At 51.3% G+C, this 19,790-nt stretch carries 21 protein-coding genes and 2 tRNA genes; 10 read left to right on the top strand and 13 right to left on the bottom strand.

What is annotated here, in order from left to right; translation table 11 throughout:
* Positions 1-23: 23 nt before the first annotated feature.
* On the bottom strand, positions 24-1,052 hold the full coding sequence (locus SGR01S_RS04220; RefSeq protein ID WP_061806617.1) for an ABC transporter substrate-binding protein: 1,029 nt from the start codon (positions 1,050-1,052) through the stop codon (positions 24-26).
* Between the two features lie 217 nt (positions 1,053-1,269).
* Between SGR01S_RS04220 and SGR01S_RS04215 the strand changes: the two genes are divergently transcribed.
* Positions 1,270-2,310, top strand: coding sequence for a LacI family DNA-binding transcriptional regulator (locus SGR01S_RS04215; protein ID WP_061806616.1), 1,041 nt, complete (start codon positions 1,270-1,272; stop codon positions 2,308-2,310).
* A gap of 41 nt (positions 2,311-2,351) precedes the next feature.
* Here the strand turns inward: SGR01S_RS04215 and SGR01S_RS04210 are convergent, their stop codons facing one another.
* The 5 genes from SGR01S_RS04210 to mtfA all read right to left on the bottom strand — a co-directional run bounded on the left by SGR01S_RS04210 (position 2,352) and on the right by mtfA (position 5,098).
* On the bottom strand, positions 2,352-2,690 hold the full coding sequence (locus SGR01S_RS04210; RefSeq protein WP_061806615.1) for a DUF6616 family protein: 339 nt from the start codon (positions 2,688-2,690) through the stop codon (positions 2,352-2,354).
* Between the two features lie 14 nt (positions 2,691-2,704).
* Positions 2,705-3,481 (bottom strand): hypothetical protein, encoded by a 777-nt coding sequence (locus tag SGR01S_RS04205; RefSeq protein ID WP_061806614.1) that lies wholly within the window; start codon positions 3,479-3,481, stop codon positions 2,705-2,707.
* Complete coding sequence (locus tag SGR01S_RS04200; RefSeq protein ID WP_172479786.1) at positions 3,478-3,984, bottom strand: MarR family winged helix-turn-helix transcriptional regulator; 507 nt, start codon at positions 3,982-3,984, stop codon at positions 3,478-3,480. The genes SGR01S_RS04205 and SGR01S_RS04200 overlap by 4 nt, the downstream gene beginning before the upstream one ends.
* Positions 3,985-4,131: 147 nt before the next feature.
* Positions 4,132-4,207, bottom strand: a tRNA-Asn gene (locus SGR01S_RS04195).
* A 102-nt stretch (positions 4,208-4,309) separates the two neighbouring features.
* Positions 4,310-5,098, bottom strand: coding sequence for a DgsA anti-repressor MtfA (mtfA, locus tag SGR01S_RS04190; RefSeq protein WP_061806613.1), 789 nt, complete (start codon positions 5,096-5,098; stop codon positions 4,310-4,312).
* Positions 5,099-5,190: 92 nt separating this feature from the next.
* On the opposite strand from mtfA, the gene SGR01S_RS04185 reads away from it, so the two are divergent.
* Positions 5,191-5,280: transfer RNA gene (locus SGR01S_RS04185), tRNA-Ser, on the top strand.
* Positions 5,281-5,375: 95 nt separating this feature from the next.
* On the opposite strand, the gene SGR01S_RS04180 is transcribed toward SGR01S_RS04185, so the two are convergent.
* On the bottom strand, positions 5,376-5,759 hold the full coding sequence (locus SGR01S_RS04180; protein WP_061806612.1) for a hypothetical protein: 384 nt from the start codon (positions 5,757-5,759) through the stop codon (positions 5,376-5,378).
* The gene (locus SGR01S_RS04175; RefSeq protein WP_061806611.1) at positions 5,756-6,091 is read right to left on the bottom strand and encodes an NIPSNAP family protein; all 336 of its coding nucleotides are present in this window, start codon (positions 6,089-6,091) and stop codon (positions 5,756-5,758) included. Before SGR01S_RS04175 ends, SGR01S_RS04180 begins: the two co-directional genes overlap by 4 nt.
* Positions 6,092-6,278: 187 nt before the next feature.
* Here SGR01S_RS04175 and gspS point away from each other — a divergent pair, with 187 nt between their 5' ends.
* Positions 6,279-6,677, top strand: coding sequence for a type II secretion system pilot lipoprotein GspS (gspS, locus tag SGR01S_RS04170; protein ID WP_037417141.1), 399 nt, complete (start codon positions 6,279-6,281; stop codon positions 6,675-6,677).
* A gap of 144 nt (positions 6,678-6,821) precedes the next feature.
* Positions 6,822-8,285: an EmmdR/YeeO family multidrug/toxin efflux MATE transporter gene (locus SGR01S_RS04165; protein WP_061806610.1), complete on the top strand. Its 1,464-nt coding sequence runs from the start codon at positions 6,822-6,824 to the stop codon at positions 8,283-8,285.
* Positions 8,286-8,288: 3 nt separating this feature from the next.
* Here SGR01S_RS04165 and SGR01S_RS04160 read toward each other — a convergent pair whose 3' ends face one another.
* Positions 8,289-9,128, bottom strand: coding sequence for an AraC family transcriptional regulator (locus tag SGR01S_RS04160; protein WP_037417147.1), 840 nt, complete (start codon positions 9,126-9,128; stop codon positions 8,289-8,291).
* Between the two features lie 200 nt (positions 9,129-9,328).
* Between SGR01S_RS04160 and SGR01S_RS04155 the strand changes: the two genes are divergently transcribed.
* Both SGR01S_RS04155 and SGR01S_RS04150 read left to right on the top strand, forming a co-directional pair.
* Entirely contained in the window at positions 9,329-10,636 is a 1,308-nt protein-coding gene (locus SGR01S_RS04155; protein WP_037417150.1) for an alpha-glucosidase/alpha-galactosidase, read from the top strand.
* Positions 10,637-10,716: 80 nt separating this feature from the next.
* On the top strand, positions 10,717-11,973 hold the full coding sequence (locus SGR01S_RS04150) for an MFS transporter (protein WP_037417153.1): 1,257 nt from the start codon (positions 10,717-10,719) through the stop codon (positions 11,971-11,973).
* 6 nt (positions 11,974-11,979) lie between these two features.
* Here the strand turns inward: SGR01S_RS04150 and SGR01S_RS04145 are convergent, their stop codons facing one another.
* The 4 genes from SGR01S_RS04145 to SGR01S_RS04130 all read right to left on the bottom strand — a co-directional run bounded on the left by SGR01S_RS04145 (position 11,980) and on the right by SGR01S_RS04130 (position 14,816).
* The gene (locus tag SGR01S_RS04145; RefSeq protein ID WP_037417155.1) at positions 11,980-12,174 is read right to left on the bottom strand and encodes a hypothetical protein; all 195 of its coding nucleotides are present in this window, start codon (positions 12,172-12,174) and stop codon (positions 11,980-11,982) included.
* Between the two features lie 304 nt (positions 12,175-12,478).
* Positions 12,479-13,087, bottom strand: coding sequence for a helix-turn-helix transcriptional regulator (locus SGR01S_RS04140; protein ID WP_037417157.1), 609 nt, complete (start codon positions 13,085-13,087; stop codon positions 12,479-12,481).
* Positions 13,088-13,434: 347 nt separating this feature from the next.
* A complete protein-coding gene (locus SGR01S_RS04135; protein WP_037417159.1) occupies positions 13,435-13,938 on the bottom strand; it encodes a FidL-like protein in 504 nt (167 codons plus the stop codon).
* Complete coding sequence (locus SGR01S_RS04130) at positions 13,935-14,816, bottom strand: transcriptional regulator (protein ID WP_051922543.1); 882 nt, start codon at positions 14,814-14,816, stop codon at positions 13,935-13,937. Before SGR01S_RS04130 ends, SGR01S_RS04135 begins: the two co-directional genes overlap by 4 nt.
* A gap of 400 nt (positions 14,817-15,216) precedes the next feature.
* Here SGR01S_RS04130 and SGR01S_RS04125 point away from each other — a divergent pair, with 400 nt between their 5' ends.
* From SGR01S_RS04125 to SGR01S_RS04110, 4 genes are all read left to right on the top strand, one after another.
* Positions 15,217-15,741 carry a fimbrial protein gene (locus tag SGR01S_RS04125; RefSeq protein WP_037417161.1) on the top strand — a complete coding sequence of 175 codons (525 nt, stop codon included), beginning with the start codon at positions 15,217-15,219 and terminating at the stop codon, positions 15,739-15,741.
* 70 nt (positions 15,742-15,811) lie between these two features.
* Positions 15,812-16,351: a fimbrial protein gene (locus SGR01S_RS04120; protein ID WP_061806609.1), complete on the top strand. Its 540-nt coding sequence runs from the start codon at positions 15,812-15,814 to the stop codon at positions 16,349-16,351.
* A gap of 128 nt (positions 16,352-16,479) precedes the next feature.
* The gene (locus tag SGR01S_RS04115; RefSeq protein ID WP_061806608.1) at positions 16,480-18,981 is read left to right on the top strand and encodes an outer membrane usher protein; all 2,502 of its coding nucleotides are present in this window, start codon (positions 16,480-16,482) and stop codon (positions 18,979-18,981) included.
* A gap of 54 nt (positions 18,982-19,035) precedes the next feature.
* Positions 19,036-19,785 carry a fimbria/pilus periplasmic chaperone gene (locus tag SGR01S_RS04110; protein ID WP_082797598.1) on the top strand — a complete coding sequence of 250 codons (750 nt, stop codon included), beginning with the start codon at positions 19,036-19,038 and terminating at the stop codon, positions 19,783-19,785.
* Positions 19,786-19,790: the final 5 nt, after the last annotated feature.

The following is a 19,790-nucleotide window of genomic DNA, read 5'->3' as shown; positions in this document are numbered from 1 at the left end:
ATACGTGAGGAAAAGGACGTGAATTATTGGGCGCTGGCGCCGATCTCTTTATCCCAACGGCTGAGCAGTGCCTTACGTTTCTCTGTCGCACCGTAGGTTTTAAAGTCGTAATCGATCAGTTTGATGTTCTCAAAGCGTGGCGCGTATTCGGAAATGGCCGCGTTACGGTTCGAGGGTAACTGGAAGGATTTGGCATCTTTCATGTGTGACTGGGCGTCAGCACCGAGTGCCCAGTCGTACCACACCTTGGCCTCATTGAGGTTACGCGCGCCTTTGACGATAGACATGGAGCCAATTTCAAATCCGGTACCTTCGCAAGGCGCGACCGCTTTGATCGGGAACCCATCCACCTGCATTGCGACGGCGTCATGCATAAAAACGATGCCGACGGTCGTTTCGCCACGTGCCGCAGCTTTCACCGGCGCAGAGCCAGATTTGGTGTACTGTGAGATATTGGCGTTGAGTTTTTTCAGATAATCGAAGGCCGGTTCTTCCCCCATGATTTGCACCAATGTGGCGAGGGTGTTGTAGGCGGTACCGGACGAATTTGGGTTGGCCATCTGGATCTCGCCTTTAAAGGCCGGATCCAGCAAATCGCTCCAGCAGGCAGGTACCTTGAGTTTTTTCTCTGCCAACAGCTTGGTGTTGTAACCCCAACCCAGCGCCCCGGCGTAGACGCCGACGGTACGGTAGCCGGCGCTTTCAGCCTGTTTGCGCGCCCAGTCGTGCTGTTGATCAAGCAGTGGAGATTTATACGGCTGGGTTAACCCTTCGTCGGCGGCCTGCATATGGGGATCGCCCGTGCCTGCCCACCAAATATCGGTGCGTGGGTTGCGGGCTTCGGTACGAATACGCGCATAGGCTTCACCCGCGGAAAGGCGCACCATACTGACTTTGATGTCCGGGTGTTGTTTCTCAAATAGATTGGTCATCTGTTCGCAGACCACAACATCGGCGGAGCAGATCATGTTCAATTTCCCAGCGGCGAAAGCAGGTGAAGCAGAGAGTGCAGAGCCAGCGGCGAGGGCCGCTATCAGAGTAACGCGATGCATGGTGTTCTCCTTGGTTGTGTAGGGTGGCGATACGTTGTCGCCTATTTTTTTGCACGTGTGTGCAAATAACTAGAGGATAAAAATTGTGCTGTCAATCGCGTGATGAAACAATTCAACCTATCCGTCACAAAAACGAAACAATTTAACCGATAAAAATTTGCACAGCTTTGCAAAGTGCGGCAAACTTTTCCCAGAGCACAAACTGATGGATGTGAAGATGGCAGTGGATAAGGTGATGATCAGTGCGAAAGATGTGGCGGAATTGGCCGGAGTTTCCCGCTCGGCCGTTTCGCGGACTTATACGCCCGGTGCCAGCGTGTCCGCAACGACCCGTGAAAGGGTGATGCGCGCGGCGGAAGAACTGGGTTATCACGTTAATCATCTGGCGAGGGGGTTGGTGCGTAACCGTAGCGGTATCGTCTGCCTGATCGTCTCAGAGCTGGCGACACCCTATCGGGCCAGCCTGGTTCGCTTGCTGACCCAACATCTGCAGGATGCGGGGAAAATTGCCATGCTGATTAATACCGATCGCTCTGATGACAGCGTTTCCCAGGCATTGCAGCAGGCAATTAACTTTCGGGCAGATGCCTCTTTTGTGCTTTCTGGGATGCCGGACAGTGGCATTGCCCGCTTGTGCCACAAGCATGGTCAGCGGCTGGTGCTGATTAACCGCAACGACACCTTGCCGGGGTCACTCAGCATCCGACTCGATAATGAAGAGGCGGCGGGCAGGGTGGTAATGGCGTTTGCCCGTGCAGGTTGCCAGCGCATTGCTTTTGCCAACTCATTGGCCGGCACGCCCAGCCTGATGGCGCGTGAACGCGGCTTTCTTCAGGCGGCAGAAGGTGCGGGGTTGCAGGTGAGCGTTGAACGTTTTGGCACCACGTCTTATGAAAGCGGCCAGATCCTGGCACACCGGCTGCTGACCCGGCGCGAGCGCCCAAACGCGGTCTTCTGCGTGACCGATCTGTTGGCCTGCGGTTTTATGGATGAGGCGCGGCATCGTTTTGGGCTCCGCATTCCAGAGGACCTGTGTGTTGCAGGTTACGATGATATTCCGCAGGCGGCCTGGTCCTCTTACAACCTGACCACATTTACTCAACCGGTGGCGTTGTTTGCGCAGGATGCGGTCTCGTGGCTGATGGCGGAAGAAAAGAAAGAAGAGAGCATGATGCCGGCATTAGGGCAGGAGATGCCGGGTGAAACACGGTTGTACCACGCCGATTTTGTCTGGCGTGGGACCATTCGTGGTGCCTGATATCGGCGTAATATTACACCTCATGAGGGGCTACTGCGTGATTAGCCAGCGGCTAACGTAGCTAAATGGGTCTCGAAACCAGCGGCACTCCCCGCGGCATTGACATGGTCAAAGTAGTTATACCAGCCGCTGGCTTTAATGCCCGCCAGCAACCTATCCCGCGTTTGAATATCAGCAAAACGCCAGATACCCAGAAAACGATGCTCCGTTGGTTTGTCGACAGTGCTGTCCGTTTCACCCAATGCCAGAACGTCGACGCCAAGGTGGGATAGATTGCCCATCGCAAGTTGGATGTTGTCGATGAACTGCCGCCGTTCTTCGGCGGGCAACGCTTCCCATTTTGCATTGGGGGAATATAACTCAATCAGATAATGGGCCATGGGCAGTTTCTCCTTCATTTCAGATTGCGCATCGCGCGTTGGCAAATACGGTGGGTCGCGGCAGAGGGGGATTCTTGCAACCATTGCTGACACAAATCCATTACCCACTTGGGGGTATTTTTTGCGGCATCGTTGAGCCAGTTGGCCAGCGAGTCTTGCACATAGGTGGACGGATCAGCCCGCAACGGAGAAAGAATGGGTAATGCGCGTTCAGGCTGTTGTTTAAGTGCCGCGATGTGCGCAGACCAAACGCCGCGTGGCCGCAATGCTTCACTGGCGAAACGACGAATACGCTCAGAGGACGCACCTGTCCAGACGCTCAGGTGTTCGATAGCCTTATCGAGCTCTTTCGCCAAATGCGGGCGTACCGCCAGCCAAGCCCATTCACGCACACCGAAATGACCGTCGTCAGCCAGAGGGCGGATGGCGTCCAGTCTTTCGGTTAAGCACATTTCAGTCTGCGCCCCAATCATAAAACAGGCCCAGCCTCGTACTGTATCTGAACGGTGTGCCATGCATTGTTCAATGCCTGCTGTACCAAGTTCACTCAGTAAAATGGCACCAATGCCTTCCATTCGCTTGACGATTCCTTGCTTGCAAGCCGATTCGGCAGCTTGTAGTGCGTGGGGGGAAAGGGCAGGAAAAGCGGTGTGTAACAATAAGATTTGGTCAAGGGCCAATACCTCGACCAGTGTGGCGCTCTGTTGCTCGCCACGGGATAATGCATCCAGAATATCAGGAGCAATGTCTGAAACGCGGGTTGCCCCTTTACGTGTAGGAGAGTGGCTCATATCGATGGCTCCTCTTCGACCGGCGTTAAGTTGGCTGCGACTTTTTCAAGTAACAAACCCAATTGAGCTTGTTCGCCAGCGGAGAGGTTTCCAAACAATCCCGCAATCCATTGGCTATGTTGCTCAAATACCTGTTTGGCAACGTGTTCACCTTTGTGAGTCAGTCGAACGCGCAGTGCACGGCGATCACTGATATCGGCGTGGCGTTCAAGCAGATGTTCTCGCTCAAGGCCATTTAGCAGGCCCGTGACTGTAGCGCGGGTCACGCCTGCTTTTTCCGCCAGTTCATTAGGTGCCAGCCCTTCTTTGGCGGCATCAAGCAAGAACAACATGACGAAGCGGCCTTCAGACAGGGCATAAGGTGCCAGCAGTGAGGCGCAATCCCGATCGATGGCTGAAGCCAGCGAGAGTGTCTGAAAACATAATCGAATATTCTCCAGATCAGGAAGCTGGCGTCGGTGAGCTTCTTGAAGCAGGGAGAGGTATTTTTGCTCGAGTTTCATGATTGATCTCGCCATGTAGTATGGCGCCTAACTATATGCGAGTAAAAACAGAAGATCAACAAGATGAGGTTAGCGAGAAAGGGAAAGTGTGAAACGGCGCAATAGCAAAACGCCCGCTTAAGTTTCCTTAAGCGGGCGTCTCTAATATGGCTCCTCTGACTGGACTCGAACCAGTGACATACGGATTAACAGTCCGCCGTTCTACCGACTGAACTACAGAGGAATTGTCTGAACGGGGCGCATCATATCCAGCCACCCAGAGTGTGTCAACGCTAAATTCGCCGATTCGGTGCGACTGCTCAGCATCTGAGCAATACGGGCGTGGTTACAGCAGTTCTGCGCCGCCGTCAGCTTGCCAGCGTTGCAAACGTGCCAGCGTATCCTGTTTATAGAAACGGCAGAAATGCTGGTACAGCGCCGGAAAACGGTTGGCCAGCAGTTCGGGGGCGCTGAAAAAATACTCTGACAGCACGGCAAAGCACTCGGCGGGATCGGTCGCGGCGTAGGCATCCATGCTGGCGGCATCTTCACCGACCATGTCGATCTCGTCCTGTAGGTTTTCCATCGCGGCGTGCAGGTCATGCTCCCAGGCGGCAATATCGCGTAGCGGAATAGGTGGGATGCCTGTCGCGCTGCCGCCGTTGCGCATATCCAGCTTGTGCACTGCTTCGTGGATCACTAGGTTAAAACCGGAGAGATCAAAAGAGTCTTGTACGTCCTGCCAGTTGAGCACAATAGGCCCTTGTTCCCAGCTTTGGCCAGATTGTACTACTGGCCCGGAATGCACCAGCCCAAAATCATCCTGCCATTCATCCTCCACTACAAAAGGGGTCGGATAGAGCAAGATCTCATTGAAACCGTCGAGGCATTCGGCGCCCAACTCCATTACCGGCAAGGCGAATAGCAGGGCAATGCGCGCCTGCATTTGCGACGTCAGCACCAGCCCTTGTAAGGGGACAATGCGTTTTTGCTGCAAAATCTGCCCGGCAACGGCAACCAGCCGTTGTTGTTCCCGCTCGTCCAGCGGAGAGAGCAGGGGAATTGCCAGCGCGTCTTGCCACTGGGCAAGCGTTTCCGCCTGCGGTTGATGCGTTTTCCACGGCCATTTAATCATCGCGTTGCTCGTAAAGTCGTCACTTGCACATTCGGCTGGAGGCTAACTCTGTAAAAATGCCGCAAAAAGGGGCATGATAGCAAGCACTTGAAGGAGAGATGCCGGAGCGGCTGAACGGACCAGTCTCGAAAACTGGAGTAGGGGCAACTCTACCGGGGGTTCAAATCCCCCTCTCTCCGCCATTATTCAATCACTTACAGACGATTTTGTCTGTGATCCACGCCTCACATGCCCCATCGCGATCAAAAATCACTTCTGCTGCCTACGGCTTCACCCTTTACTGTCTTGCCTGAACAAAACCCATTCTTTTTATTCTGACGGCAAAGAGATAGCTGATAACCAGAAATGCACATTGGAAGATAAAGAAAGGTTCGAGCCATTGGTGATTAAGGTAAACGTAATAGCCATTGTGCAGGACATCAAGGGTAATGATGGCTAACGTACTGGCAATACCGGCCTTGGGTTTGGCAAAAAGAAGATAGGCCGCCAGCGGATCAAGGAAAGTCAGACTGCCCCAAAATAGACGGCTGACGAAGAATGCCTGCTCGCCGTAACCATAATCCCAGAGAAAACCAAACTTCACGCCGGCAATAAGGTGATTAATTGTCGCAATGAGTAAGCAAATAGCCAAAAAATAACGCATCGCATTGGCGTTGTTCATAAGTCAGCTTGCCTTAATGCCCCAAGTGCGACGTTATCCAGTGTAATGACGGATTTTATGCTGGTGGCGATGAGCGCAATGATGGATTCCCGTGGGCCTGCACGCCAGGCATGGCTGCTATAGAAGGCATTTTGGGAAGCTTCGAGATGTTCTGCGCTATCGTAGGCCCGGATTAAATAATAGTTGTCCGGATCATGCAGGGATTGACCGTAGCGAACGACATCCATGCCGCAGTCCAGGTGCAATGGCACACTTATCTCATGCATAATTTGATGAAATGCCACGCCAGTATTGGGCTGTAGGCTATACAAAAGAATTTCGACGGTTTTCATCCAATCTCCTTAGGTGTTTCGTTATCATTGCACGGTAAATACTGTGTTTTCAACCAGCATTCGGCTCGTTATGTACTGTGCCTTTTCTCCCCATCGCCCTCAGAAATAATGCCCGTACATCGCCTTGCAGTATTTTATGGCTCACCTAATATCATTTTAACCATCACTATTTTTGCGGGTAATCACTATGTTTGTACTGTTACGCACTTCCATTGTTGGCGCTGCGGCATTGTTACTTATCGCGGGTTGCCAGCAAAAGGAGCATAAACCGGCTCCACCGCTGCAAGCGCAATTGGATCATCTTTCCACTATGTTGGCTGGTAGCCATTTCCTGCGACAAAACTGCCACCGTTCGGACATTCCTGATGATGTTAAATTACAACGTACCGCGATGCGGGTAGCGGAGCATCGCGGTTGGGATACCCATGCCGCGGGCTATCAGAAATTGCCGGCATTGGCCCAGGCACGTTATCTGGCTGTGCTGGAGGACCGCCAGTTGCTGTCGGATAAATGCGCTTCGATGGAAAATCGCACCGCGAACTTTATTGCCGCAGCAAAGTCCGATCAGGAAGACTATATGGAGTAGTGAGTGCATGATTAATGCCGGTGCGGCACGCTGCGCACCTGGCAATCCCCAATTCTCGGCGCATTTTCAAAATATTCTTTGCAGGATAAGCATCTGTCGCTCATTATTTGAAATGTTGTTTCACTTTTATCTCATGAGCCGATCTTGAACCCATATGCCGCCCTGCGTCAGCGTGTAGAAAATACCCCCTGGTACGCCAAACGGAAAAGCTACCGCGTGCTGTTTTGGCGTGAGATCACGCCGCTGGCGGTGCCGATCTTTATGGAGAACGCCTGTGTCCTGCTGATGGGGGTCTTAAGTACCTTTCTGGTGAGCTGGATCGGCAAGGAAGCAATGGCCGGGGTGGGGTTGGCTGACAGCTTCAACATGGTGATTATCTCGTTCTTTGCCGCCGTGGACTTGGGGACTACGGTGGTGGTGGCTTTCAGCCTGGGCAAGCGGGATCGTAAAAGAGCACGCGCGGCGGCACGTCAATCTTTGGTGTTGATGACCCTGGTTGCCTTGGTGTTGGCCGCGGGTATTCACCTGGCGGGCGAACAAATTATTGATGTGATCGCCGGTGCTGCCACGCCAGAGGTAAAGGCGCTGGCACTGTCCTATCTCCAAACTACGGTATGGAGTTACCCGGCTGCTGCCATTGCACTGATTGGCAGCGGCGCGCTGCGTGGCGCCGGGAATACCAAAATCCCGCTGCTGATTAACGGCGGCATGAATATCCTGAATATCATCATCAGTAGCATCCTGATTTATGGCATGTTGGGCTGGCACGGCCTGGGTTTCGTCGGCGCCGGGCTGGGGCTGACCATTTCGCGCTATATCGGTGCTATTGCGATTATTTATGTCCTCATGATCGGTTTTAACCCGGCGCTGCACATCACACTGAAAAGTTACTTTACCCCATTAAAACTCAATATCCTCTGGGAAGTGTTGGGGATCGGTATTCCCGCCAGCATCGAGTCGGTGTTGTTTAACGGTGGCAAGTTACTGACACAAATGTTTGTCGCCGGTATGGGCACCAATGTTATCGCCGGCAATTTTATTGCTTTCTCTATCGCGTCATTGATTAACCTACCGGGCAATGCCTTGGGGTCGGCATCGACCATTATTGTGGGAAAACGTCTGGGGAAAGGGCAGATAGCCCAGGCAGAACGGCAACTGCGGCATATCTTCTGGCTAGCGACGATTGGACTTACAGTGATCGCCTGGGGGACGGCGCCATTGGCCGGCGTGTTCGCCGCATTCTATACCCAACAAGACGACGTGAAAGAGGTGGTGAAGGTCCTGATTTGGCTTAATGCCGCCTTTATGCCGATCTGGGCTGCATCCTGGGTGCTGCCTGCCGGTTTGAAAGGCGCGCGCGACGCGCGTTTTGCCATGTGGGTGTCGATGCTGGGCATGTGGGGCTGCCGTGTGGTAGCCGGTTATACGCTGGGCATTATGCTGGGAATGGGCGTCGTTGGTGTCTGGTTGGGGATGTTTATGGATTGGGCGGTACGCGGTGCCTTGTTCTATTGGCGTATGGTCAGTGGTCGCTGGTTGTGGAAGTACCCGCGCGTAAAATCGCATGCTGTTGAGGAAAGCGCTGTGGCAGGCAGTAACGATGTTTGATCGTCACGTGCTGGATCGTGGTTCCTGAGCGTTTTCTTGCCGCCATTTCGCCGGCGATTGGCCGTGGACCTGTTTGAAGGCTTTGGAAAAGTGCAGTTGGTTTTCATAACCGACAGAAATCCCTACCACTTTGATTGCCGTCTGGCTATTACGCAGCAGGCTGGCGGCGATATTCATGCGGAAATTAAGTAAGTATTCCTTCGGCCCAATGCCGTATGCGCCTTTGAACAGCCTGCACAGATAGCTGCGGTTGATATTGCAGTAGTCTGCCAGACGCGCAATGGTGAGGTGTTCATGGTATCGGTTTTCTATGTGTTTAACGGCCTTGTGAAGATGCAGTGTTTTGTCACTGGGGTAGTCGGTGCTGCTTTGTACCGAATTGGCGATCAGCGCAGAAAAAAACAGATAGCTCAGTCCGAGGACTTTCAGCCGGTGTTCATCGCCATGGGCCACGATCTGCCGTAGATGGTGAAGTGCCTGGGCATCATCGCCAGTTTCGCTGGGCCGATAAATCGGGAATTGACGGCTTAGACGGCATTCTTCGAAAATCTTACCGGCAATGAGCCCGTCGACTTCCAGCCACATGTAATGCCAGGGATCTTTTTTGTCAGCGCAGTAGGTGGTTACGTCGTGTGGGTGAATCAAAAAACCCTCTCCGGCAACAACGGGAAATGAACCGTACTCGCTATGCAGGACGCCGGTACCGCTTATCACATAATGAAATAAATAGTGCTGGCGTACGGCGGGGCCAAAGCGATGTCCTTTATCACAGTTCTCCTCGCCATATTGGTACAGGTTCAGCTCAATATTGTCGGTCTGGTTCAGCGTAAAGCTCTTATGCATCAGATACTGTCCCTGTTTTTACATTCACTGTAGCAGTGTAATGGCAGTGTCGCGGCTGGGTTACCATCAAATCCCGACTTAGCTCACAGTTTTTGCGGTGCGTCATTTTTCGCCATAACACGGTCACATTCATCCATATCTCATTCAGGCGTTGCAGGGTAATTTCAGCCTATCGAAAACACGTGCAGCGGAGAAATACGATGATTAAAGTGACTTTTATGGGCGCGGGCAGCACCATTTTTGCCAAGAACGTACTCGGCGACATCATGGCGACGCCGGCATTGAAAGAAGTGGATATCGCGCTATATGACATTGACAGTGCGCGCCTTAACGAATCTTGCGCCATGTTGAACAATATCAACCGCAATATAAATGGCGGCAGGGCGAAGATCACCCCTTATCTTGGGGTGGAAAATCGCCGTACGGCATTGAAAAATGCCAACTATGTGGTGAATGCTATCCAGGTCGGGGGTTATGATCCTTGTACTATCACCGACTTTACCATTGCCAGAAAGTACGGCTTGCAGCAAACCATTGCCGATACCCTGGGGATAGGCGGCATCTTCCGTGCACTGCGCACCATTCCGGTGATGTTTGATTTCGCCCGGGATATTGAAGCGGTTTGCCCAGATGCTTGGCTGTTGAACTATACCAACCCGATGGCATCTTTAACTGGTGCAATGCTGCGTCATACGGGGGTGAAAACGGTGGGGTTGTGTCACAGCGTGCAGGTCTGCGCAGAAACGCTGCTGAAAAGCGTGGATATGCCGACCGATGATGTGCAGTTCCACATCGCAGGCATTAACCATATGGCCTGGTTGCTGGATGTTCGTCGCCATGGCGAGGATCTGTACCCAGAGATCAAACGCCGCGCCAATGCCTTGCAAGGCAAGCACGATGATATGGTGCGCCATGAAATCATGAAAACCTTCGGCTACTACGTCACCGAATCTTCTGAGCACAACGCGGAGTACATGCCTTATTGGATTAAACGTAACTATCCGGAACTGATTGAGCGCTTTAACATTCCGCTGGACGAGTACCCGCGCCGCTGTATTGAACAGATTGAACAATGGCAGCAACGTAAACTGGCGCTGACCAATGACGCCAACCTGACACACACCCGTACGCATGAGTATGCGTCTTACATCATTGAAGCGATGGAAACCGATCGTCCCTACAAGATTGGCGGCAATGTGCTTAATACGGGTTTAATTACCAATTTACCGGCAGAGGCCTGTGTCGAAGTGCCCTGTCTGGTGGATGGGCAGGGCATCTCGCCATGTTACGTGGGGCATTTACCGGAGCAACTGGCGGCGCTCAACCGCACCAATATCAACACCCAACTGCTGACTATCGAAGCCGCAGTAACCCATAAACGTGACGCGATTTACCATGCAGCACTATTGGATCCGCATACGTCTGCTGAATTGTCGATTGATGATATTCGTAAACTTTGTGACGAGTTGATTGAAGCCCACGGTAATTGGCTGCCTGCTTACCACTGATCGTTGAACTAACTGTATTACCTCCTCAAAACGCACAAGGCGCAGGGTTTCCTGCGCCGTCATAAATGGGATGGTGAGCCATGTTTTATTTAAAGAACAAGAACTTTTGGATCTTCGGTGCTTTCTGTTTTTTCTATTTCTTTATCATGGGTGCGGTGCTGCCGTTCTTTCCGATTTGGTTGCATGACGTCAACCAGCTCGATCAACAGCAAACTGGATTAGTGTTCGCCTGTATGGCGCTGTTTGCCTTGGTATTCCAGCCTATCTTTGGTTTTGTCACCGACAAATTTGGCCTGAAAAAGCATCTGTTGTGGATGATCATCTTTCTGCTGCTGTTTCTGGCGCCTTTGTTTATCTATGTCTTCTCGCCGCTGCTGCAAACCAACTTTGTGCTGGGTGCGTTGTTATGCGGTATTTACCTGGGGCTGGTGTGCAGTGGGGGATCGCCGGCGATAGAAGCCTATATTGAGAAGGTGAGCCGACGCAGCCAATTTGAGTATGGCCGCGCGCGCTTATTTGGTTGTATCGGCTGGGCGATTTGCGCATCGATCGTCGGTTATATGTTCACGATTAACAACCAGTTTGCGTTTTGGCTGGCGTCGAGCTTTGCGCTGGTGTTGGCCGGTCTGCTTTATTTGTTTAAACCTGAGCAAAACAACACGCTGGCGGTCGCGGATGGCTTAGCGTTGAACCACAAACCCATCAAATTAAAAGCGGCGCTGAGCCTGCTGAAAATGCGTAAATTTTGGTGCCTGGTGATGTATATCGTCGGGGTGGCCTGCGTGTACGACGTGTTCGATCAGCAGTTCGCCAACTTCTTCACGTCGTTTTTCAGCGATCGCCACGCGGGGACGCAGGCGTTTGGCTATGTGACGACGCTAGGCGAGTTTCTTAATGCCTTTATCATGTTTTTTGCACCCTTGATCATCAACCGCATTGGCGGAAAGAACGCGTTGCTGATAGCCGGGCTGATAATGTCTGTACGGATTATTGGTTCGTCCCAGGCGGACTCAGTGACGGCGGTGATTTTCCTCAAAACCCTGCATATGTTTGAGGTCCCTTTCCTGCTGGTGGGTATTTTCAAATACATCACGACACAGTTTAACGTTAACCTCTCGGCATCGATTTATCTGTGGGGGTTCTGCTTCTTCAAGCAGCTTTCGGCCATTGGCATGTCTTATGCGGCGGGCCTGATGTACGTCAATTACGGGTTTAAAACCTCGTATCTGATCCTCGGCTGCATCGCATTGCTGTTTACCCTGATCTCAGCCTTTGCCTTGAGTAGCAAAACGACGGTGGTGAAGGAAGAGGGGGCGCTGCCAGTGGCAGTAAGTTAGTCTGCATCAATACAATAACGTCATGAGGCCGAAAAACAGCAGCGTCAGAGCGATAACGAACCCTGTTTGTACCGTCTTGCGCATGAGGCGACCCTGGCCCCAGCGGGTCGTGCTCAGGCGGTTGTCGATTGCGAAGAGTGCAGGCACCATCAGCAGCACATAAACCAGCATCAGCATAGCGGTCAGTGGCTGTTGACTCATACAGCGTTCTCCGTGTTGTTATGGATGAATGCCACTCTCGCGGGGGTGACGTTATATTCTTGCCGATCACTGTGTTCGATCATATGCCTCCGAATAAGGCCGCCCGAAGGCGGCCTGCCGTACGACTGCCTGTAATGTAGAGATGATTGTCGGCCACTGCCGGGGCCAACGGAGTTATAATATTGCGAATGATAATCATTATCAATATGTGAAGTGAAATTTTATTGTAGGGGCAAACTACGCGCGAGTTAGCCGGGGCAGGTGGCAGCCCGTGTAGCGTGGTCACGAGGGAGGGGTTATGAGTCTAACGCTGTTGTCCTCTATTGACGCTGTAAAGGCCGCCATGTAATAGCCAATAATTAAGCTCAAAATCTCGATGTAGATTCAGTTTGCGCATCGCGGACCGTTTATGGTTACTGACAGTTTTCTCGCTGATATTCAAATGACGACCGATGGCAGAGTTACTGTTGCCAAACGACAGGTGAAGCATAATATCGAACTCTCTGCACGACAGCGCAGTGTGTTTATCGGCATCCGTCTCTCCAGGAATTTCTTGTAGGGCGAGTGAGCGTTCTACTTGCCGTATGACATTATCAATGTTGCTTTCCCGGCTGATAATACGGCGACACGCCTTAAGTAAAGGGGAGTTCTGCGGCAAAATCTGGTCGCGTTCGGTAATCAAGAGCAGGCATTGCCTTGATGGATGTATTAACTTTAATGAATAATGATGCTGCATATTATTACGTGATTCGACGGCGAAAAATATGACGTCGGCGGTATTTTTATATGCCGTGTTCTCGGTAAAAACAGCGTTAATATTTTGGTCGTTGAAATAATGAGAGAGCCCCTGACGCAACCCTTCCGTGAAGTAACGATTCTGATCCATGAACAAGATAGTTATTTTTCGTTTCATTGTTATGCGCCTGTGCCATCTTCTGGCAGTGATGGTTTATGTCATGAGCGTAAATCAATAGGTTTATAATATGTTCTTGAGTTTTTCATGGCAAAATAATTGTCGTTAGCATGAGTATATGGTTTTTTATACTGTTTTATTATTCGGTTTATATTTTTTATCTATTTTATAAATGAATTTGAGCATGCTTTGGTTTTTTAGCGAATCGTCATTTTACAGGATATACCCATCGGCATGTGTTAAATAAACACGTCTCTCTGCCCCAAAAGGGTAGAGAGACGTGGATCGGCATGGGGTTTCAGCGGTAATATCAGGATTCTAGGCCTATGCGTGGGATATTACTGTCTTCAGTTCTTCTGCATAACGCACATTAGGTAAGGGAGCGACAGCGAATTAATGACGATAGTGTTGCTGTTTATTTTTTTTAGTTTTACATACAACGGTATTCCAGCCTTTTCAGGCACAACATAATCGTTCCAAATTTTGTCGGGTGTGTTGTCGCTGGGGCTAATGTCCACACTTTTTATTATGATTTTTCTCATCCCGAGCAAGGTCTCTTGTGAAATAGAGAAGTTAGCTACTCTTCTCAGGTCATGAATGACACCACCATTCTCGATGGTACCTGCCATTGAAAAAAAACCGCCGTCTTTCTTTGTCAAAAAAACGGTAACGAAAGCATTCGTGCGTATGGTTTCGCCTGTGTTGTTATTGGTATAGGCACTCTGACTCAGTTGGGCATGGCAGTTAAACTCTTCAATGTCTTGCGGACGGTTGTTGCAAATTATCAAAATTACAGATGCTGTTAAAATGACAGCAATAATGATTGCTGGTGCGCAATGTACTGTTTTCACTTTATATTTTTCCGTGTGTCTTCAAATTTATTTCGACAGGTTCTGTACTGGTTGTCCTCTGATTTATCACAAACCGAAATAAAAATTGTGTTGTTGACGTTTTTTTCAGGCAGCTCTTCAATATAGAAAACATCGCGCTTTACGCTGCGGCAGTCTATGTTCATTTTGGCGATGTGCAGTTTGATCCTGCTCAGCATATTTGGCGTGTCTTTATCTGGGCCAAGTGAGTATATCGTGCACTGCCCCTCTTGGAAGAGCTGCTCTACCGGGACGGTATTGTCTGGCTTTGTTGCCATAAAGTAGATGAACAGAACCAACAGCGCCAGGCACAATGACAGCAGTTTTATTTTTATTGTGGCCTTTAAATTTGTGGTTTTCGCAACCGCGGCAGTGTTACTGCCAGCCTCGATTTGCGGAGGTACGATATCTATGGGCGGTGCGGGAGAGCCTTCTCGTTTTACCTGTGTTGTGGAATCGTCCGGCTGCTCTGCGGCTACCGATAAATCATCCAGTACCTGCTCCTTACAGGTTTCTGGAGAGCCAAATCTGGCAATGGTCTGAATGTCCGCATCCAGCCTGAAACCAACTTTAGGGATAGTAATGATCACGTCCCTGTTCATTTCCAACGTAGCAAAAGATCGTCTTAACTCACTGATGTAGTTATTTAAGCTGGCATTTGAGGCGGAAAATCCATAATTAATCCAGACGTTGTTCAGCAAGTCTTCTCTGGAGGTATTGGTTCGGTTGTTTTTGATGAGTTCAATTAATAAGCGTGTGGCCGGTTTGGTTAAATCAATAAAAATCCGGTCATCATTGCGAAGAGATAACCGTCTACTATCAAAGTCAAATGCTACTGTCAGGTTTAGTACATATTTCATTTTTATGGCTGTCAATAATTTTGTGAACGGTAATGCACAGATGAGCGTTTTTTTATGCTGGCGTCAAATTAATTTACAAGATTATTCCTAATCCGGTCAAGTTTATTTTTTCAAGATATATTTTATTTGTTTTCATTGGTTATATTTACCAAGTGACTTGTCTGTTTTTTACTCAAAACAGAATAAAAATATAAATTATCTAATTTAAAAAGTTATTAATATCGTTATTGTGATAATTATTTGATTATTTTGCTGTTTATTGTCGTAAGGGTTACCATTTTTCTCGTTGCCAGGGAGTGGGCAGTTAGATGAGTAAATTGCCCTCTTAATATGTGTGTCGGGTAATGCCGATATATAACAAGGTGACTTATTAACTAATACGACTTAAAGGAAACCAATCATGCAATTAAACAAAATTATGTTGTCAGCTATCTTGTCTCTGGGTGCCATTTCTGTAGCGCATGCGGCTGGCGATCAGGGGCACGGAACGGTTACGTTCAGTGGCTCAATTATTGATGCGCCGTGCTCTATTGCGTTGAGTGATATTAATCAGACGGTTGATTTGGGTCAGGTTTCTAACGTGGCGCTGGCTAATGGCGGTAGCTCTAAGCCTGCAAGCTTTGAAGTTAAACTCGAAGGTTGTGTATTGGGTACGGCTAAAAACGTCACCACCACCTTTACCGGTATTGAGGGCGCAAACGGTCTGCTGGGTATGACCGGTGCGGCGAAAGGCGCCAGCATCGCACTCACCAACGGCGATGGTTCCCCATTGAAACTGAATACGCCAAGCAAAAAGCAGGTGTTGCAAGATGGCAATAATACCATGAGTTTCTCCGCGTTCCTGAAAGGCGATGGCGTCAAAGATGCAGCGGTTGTGCCGGGTGATTTCAAAAGCGTAGTCAACTTTACCTTGGCTTATCAGTAACACCTTGCTTAAAAAATACATGCGGATTTCCGCATGTATTTCTGTCACCGCTGCCGATGTCGGAGTGCCTATGTTCCCTTTTTTTCGCGCTATGACGGCGCTTGCATTGCTGAGTTTATTCCTTGCAGAACCTGCAATGGGGGCCATGTCGTCCGGCTGGGGACGGATTAATATGCAAGGCGCCATTATTGAAACCGCCTGCGCTATTGATACTGGCAGCCGTTATCAGACCATCGATATGGCGACACTCCCGTTTGGTCAGATTGTACGTGAGGGGCGGGGGCAGTCACTGGCATTCCGTATACATCTGGTGAATTGTGTACTGGGCCGAATCAATCCGGCACTCCCGGATTGGCGGCGCTTTCAGATTACCTTTGACGGTAGTCCTGATACCGGTGGGTTTGGTGTGTCTGGTGCTGCGCGCGGTGTCGCTTTGCAAATTACCGATGAGCGCGGATATATCGCCACCCCAGGTGAGGCTTTACCGGCAGTAAATATTATGCCGGGCGAGATGCTGCTGAATTATTCACTGCGACTAGTGGGTAACCAACAAGTATTGCGGGCGGGGGACTTTTATTCCACCGTTCGATTTAAATTAGATTATTACTGAAACGGATATATCGGTATTAATGTGAAAATCTCTCCCGATGCATTATCGATGGGAGGGGCAGCGAATTTATTATTACGCATCGAATAAGCCCACGACGGCATTCAGTTAAGCATAAAGGCTTGAGGATTATGGATAACCCTTCGTTACTGTTATTGCCATTTCGCCCACGTATTTTCGGAATGTGGCTTGCCTGTTTGTTAGGCGGCATAAGTTATTGTTCCTGGGCCGGTGAAGTGCAATTTAATACTGATGTGCTGGATGTGAATGACCGGGAAAATATCGACTTAAACCAATTTTCACGCGGTGGCTACATTATGCCCGGTGATTATGTGATGACACTACGGATTAATAAGCAAGATATTCCTGACCAACCCGTGAGTTTTTATACGTCGGGTGATGACTCGCAGGGCAGTGAAGCCTGTATTACACCGGCAATGGTGGCGCAGTTTGCCTTAAAGCCCAAGGTGCAGGCCACGTTAGCCTGGTGGCATCAGAAACAGTGTCTGGTGCCGGGCAGCCTGGCGGGGATGACGGCTCAGGCTGATCTGGGCAGCAACAGCTTGACCATCAACGTGCCACAGGCCTATCTGGAGTACAGCGCCGCAAACTGGGATCCACCGTCCCGTTGGGATAACGGTATTCCGGGCGTGCTGATGGACTATTACCTCAATGCGCAAACCCAACAACAGCAAGGGGTGCGTGGTTACCACCTGAGCGGTAACGGCACGCTGGGAGCTAACCTGAGCACCTGGCGGTTGCGTGCCGATTGGCAGGCCCGTTATGACCGTCAGGACAGCGGCCAACGCGCTCAGTCTCGCTGGGACTGGAGCCGTTATTACGCCTACCGCGCGCTTGCGCCGCTAGGGGCCAAGTTGACCCTAGGGGAAAACTACCTTTATTCGGATCTTTTCGACAGTGTGCGCTTTACCGGCGCCAGTCTTGCCAGCGATGACAACATGTTGCCGCCAAACTTGCGTGGTTATGCGCCGGAAGTGGTTGGGGTGGCCCGTACTAACGCCAAGGTGGTGATCAGCCAACAGGGGCGCGTGTTGTATGAAACACAGGTAGCTGCGGGCCCGTTTCGCATTCAGGACATCAACGACGCGGTTTCTGGAGAGCTGGACGTGCGTGTGGAAGAACAGGACGGCAGTGTTCAACAGGTTCGAATGAACACCGCCACTATCCCTTATCTAACCCGGCCGGGGCAGGTGCGCTATAAGCTGGCATCAGGACGACCGTCAGATTGGCAGCACCGTACTAATGGGCCGCTGTTTGCCACCGGTGAGTTTTCCTGGGGGGTGAATAACGGTTGGTCGTTATACGGCGGCGGTGTGGGCAGTGGTGACTATAACGCGCTGTCGTTGGGAATGGGGCGTGACCTGATGATGTTTGGCGCGCTGTCGTTCGACGCTACTCAGGCACGCGCGACGTTGCCGGAACAGGGGCGACTGAGCGGTGGCTCCTACCGGTTGAGCTATGCGAAACGTTTTGAAGAGACTGACAGCCAGGTGCAATTCGCCGCTTACCGCTTCTCTGAGCGAGATTACCTGTCGATGAGTGAATATCTGGATGCACGCCTGGACGGGCGACGCAACGGCGGCAGCAAGGAGCGTTATACGCTGAGTTTTAACCAGCAATTCCGTGAGTTGGGGCTGAGTGCTTACCTCAATTACAGCCATCAGACCTACTGGGATCAACCCACCAACGACAGCTATACCCTGACGTTGGCGCAAAACCTTGACCTTGGCCGTCTGCGCAACCTGAATCTGTCACTGACGGGCTACCGGAATATATACAACGGCGCGAATGACGACGGTATGTATTTGTCGTTGTCGCTGCCGTGGGGCGGTAGCGGAACGCTGAGCTATGACAGCAGCTACAGCCGTTATGACAACAGCCAGCGCCTTGGCTACTACGATCGGCTGGAGAATGGCGACAGTTACCGCCTGAGCAGCGGCGTGGCACGCAGTGGCGGCACGGCAAGCGGCTATTACAGCCACGAAGGGGATATGGCACTGATCGACGCCAATGCCAGCTATCTGGCAGGCCGTTACTCCTCGTTGGGCGTCTCGCTAGCCGGTGGCGCAACCGCCACCCTGCAAGGTGCGGCGTTGCACCGTGGCGGCATGAACGGCACAGCGCGAATGCTGGTGGATACCGACGGCGTAGCGGCCATTCCGATCCGTGGCTACGGATCTATCGTCAAGACCAATGCTTTTGGCAAAGCCATCGTGACGGACGTCAGCAGTTATTACCGCAATCAGGTGAGTATTGATCTCAACACCTTGCCAGACAACGCCGAAGCGACCCAATCGGTTGTGCAGTCAACCCTGACCGAAGGGGCCATTGGTTACCGGCGCTTTGCTGTGATCACTGGCGATAAAGCGATGGCGGTGATCAGGCTGGCCGATGGTTCCAGCCCACCGTTCGGCGCCACGGTGCTCAACAGCAAGCAGCAGGAAGTAGGAATCGTCAACGACGGCGGCAGTGTTTATCTGACGGGAATGAACCCGAACGAAAGGATGCAGGTGCGTTGGGGGGGAAAGGCTCAGTGTGAGCTGGCGCTGCCGGTGCAGGTTCCACACAACGACGTGAGTGCGCTGTTGTTGCCGTGTGAGCGTTATCCCTAACCCCGGCGGTTTTATATCAGCAAGCGTGAATAACCCGATAACGAGTGAACAACAATGACTGTAATGAACAAATTAACTTTTACCTATGTGACTGTGCTGCTGGTGGCGCTGGGCGTTCAGCAGGCACAGGCGGCGATTGCGTTGGATCGCACCCGAGTGGTGTTTAACGGCGGTGACAGGTCGGCCAGCTTGGGCATCAGCAATGAGAACAAACAGCTGCCGTACCTGGCGCAGGGGTGGATCGAAGACGCACAGGGCAAAAAAATCACCAGCCCGCTAACGGTGTTACCGCCGGTACAGCGTCTGGAGGCCGGGGCCAGAAGCCAAATAAAAATTCAGGGGCTGCCGGCGACCCATTTGTTAACGCAGGATCGTGAGACGTTGTTTTTCTTCAACTTGCGCGAGATCCCGCCGAGAAGTGACAAGCCAAATACCCTGCAGTTGGCGCTGCAAACGCGCATCAAGCTGTTCTACCGTCCGCAGGCGTTGGCCGTGGCCCACGATGCGAAACCCTGGCAGGAACAACTGACGCTGACCAAACAGGGCGACCGTTATCGGGTTAACAACCCCTCCGCGTATTTTGTCACGCTGGTGGACGGTGGTCGCAGTGTTAATGGCCCTGGAGCCAGTGATTTTGAGCCACTGATGGTGGCGCCAAAGAGCAGTGGCTTATTGAACGTAGGCGTGGCAGCGCTGGGCGGCAGTCCGGTGTTGACCTATGTCAACGACTATGGCGGCCGCCCGCAGTTGCAATTTAGCTGCAATGGCGAGCACTGCACGGCAACGCCAATCAAACCGCGTTGAAATCG

Source organism: Serratia grimesii NBRC 13537, from assembly GCF_001590905.1.
Lineage (GTDB): Bacteria > Pseudomonadota > Gammaproteobacteria > Enterobacterales > Enterobacteriaceae > Serratia > Serratia grimesii.
This window is presented reverse-complemented; position numbering and strand designations above follow the sequence as displayed.

What these genes read in the sequence shown, in the direction of transcription:
- SGR01S_RS04220 (WP_061806617.1), bottom strand. Translation starts at nt 1,052, where the DNA reads ATGCATCGCGTTACTCTGATAGCGGCCCTCGCCGCTGGCTCTGCACTC.
- SGR01S_RS04215 (WP_061806616.1), top strand. Translation starts at nt 1,270, where the DNA reads ATGGCAGTGGATAAGGTGATGATCAGTGCGAAAGATGTGGCGGAATTG.
- SGR01S_RS04210 (WP_061806615.1), bottom strand. Translation starts at nt 2,690, where the DNA reads ATGGCCCATTATCTGATTGAGTTATATTCCCCCAATGCAAAATGGGAA.
- SGR01S_RS04205 (WP_061806614.1), bottom strand. Translation starts at nt 3,481, where the DNA reads ATGAGCCACTCTCCTACACGTAAAGGGGCAACCCGCGTTTCAGACATT.
- SGR01S_RS04200 (WP_172479786.1), bottom strand. Translation starts at nt 3,984, where the DNA reads ATGAAACTCGAGCAAAAATACCTCTCCCTGCTTCAAGAAGCTCACCGA.
- mtfA (WP_061806613.1), bottom strand. Translation starts at nt 5,098, where the DNA reads ATGATTAAATGGCCGTGGAAAACGCATCAACCGCAGGCGGAAACGCTT.
- SGR01S_RS04180 (WP_061806612.1), bottom strand. Translation starts at nt 5,759, where the DNA reads ATGAACAACGCCAATGCGATGCGTTATTTTTTGGCTATTTGCTTACTC.
- SGR01S_RS04175 (WP_061806611.1), bottom strand. Translation starts at nt 6,091, where the DNA reads ATGAAAACCGTCGAAATTCTTTTGTATAGCCTACAGCCCAATACTGGC.
- gspS (WP_037417141.1), top strand. Translation starts at nt 6,279, where the DNA reads ATGTTTGTACTGTTACGCACTTCCATTGTTGGCGCTGCGGCATTGTTA.
- SGR01S_RS04160 (WP_037417147.1), bottom strand. Translation starts at nt 9,128, where the DNA reads ATGCATAAGAGCTTTACGCTGAACCAGACCGACAATATTGAGCTGAAC.
- SGR01S_RS04155 (WP_037417150.1), top strand. Translation starts at nt 9,329, where the DNA reads ATGATTAAAGTGACTTTTATGGGCGCGGGCAGCACCATTTTTGCCAAG.
- SGR01S_RS04150 (WP_037417153.1), top strand. Translation starts at nt 10,717, where the DNA reads ATGTTTTATTTAAAGAACAAGAACTTTTGGATCTTCGGTGCTTTCTGT.
- SGR01S_RS04145 (WP_037417155.1), bottom strand. Translation starts at nt 12,174, where the DNA reads ATGAGTCAACAGCCACTGACCGCTATGCTGATGCTGGTTTATGTGCTG.
- SGR01S_RS04140 (WP_037417157.1), bottom strand. Translation starts at nt 13,087, where the DNA reads ATGAAACGAAAAATAACTATCTTGTTCATGGATCAGAATCGTTACTTC.
- SGR01S_RS04130 (WP_051922543.1), bottom strand. Translation starts at nt 14,816, where the DNA reads ATGAAATATGTACTAAACCTGACAGTAGCATTTGACTTTGATAGTAGA.
- SGR01S_RS04125 (WP_037417161.1), top strand. Translation starts at nt 15,217, where the DNA reads ATGCAATTAAACAAAATTATGTTGTCAGCTATCTTGTCTCTGGGTGCC.
- SGR01S_RS04120 (WP_061806609.1), top strand. Translation starts at nt 15,812, where the DNA reads ATGTTCCCTTTTTTTCGCGCTATGACGGCGCTTGCATTGCTGAGTTTA.
- SGR01S_RS04115 (WP_061806608.1), top strand. Translation starts at nt 16,480, where the DNA reads ATGGATAACCCTTCGTTACTGTTATTGCCATTTCGCCCACGTATTTTC.
- SGR01S_RS04110 (WP_082797598.1), top strand. Translation starts at nt 19,036, where the DNA reads ATGACTGTAATGAACAAATTAACTTTTACCTATGTGACTGTGCTGCTG.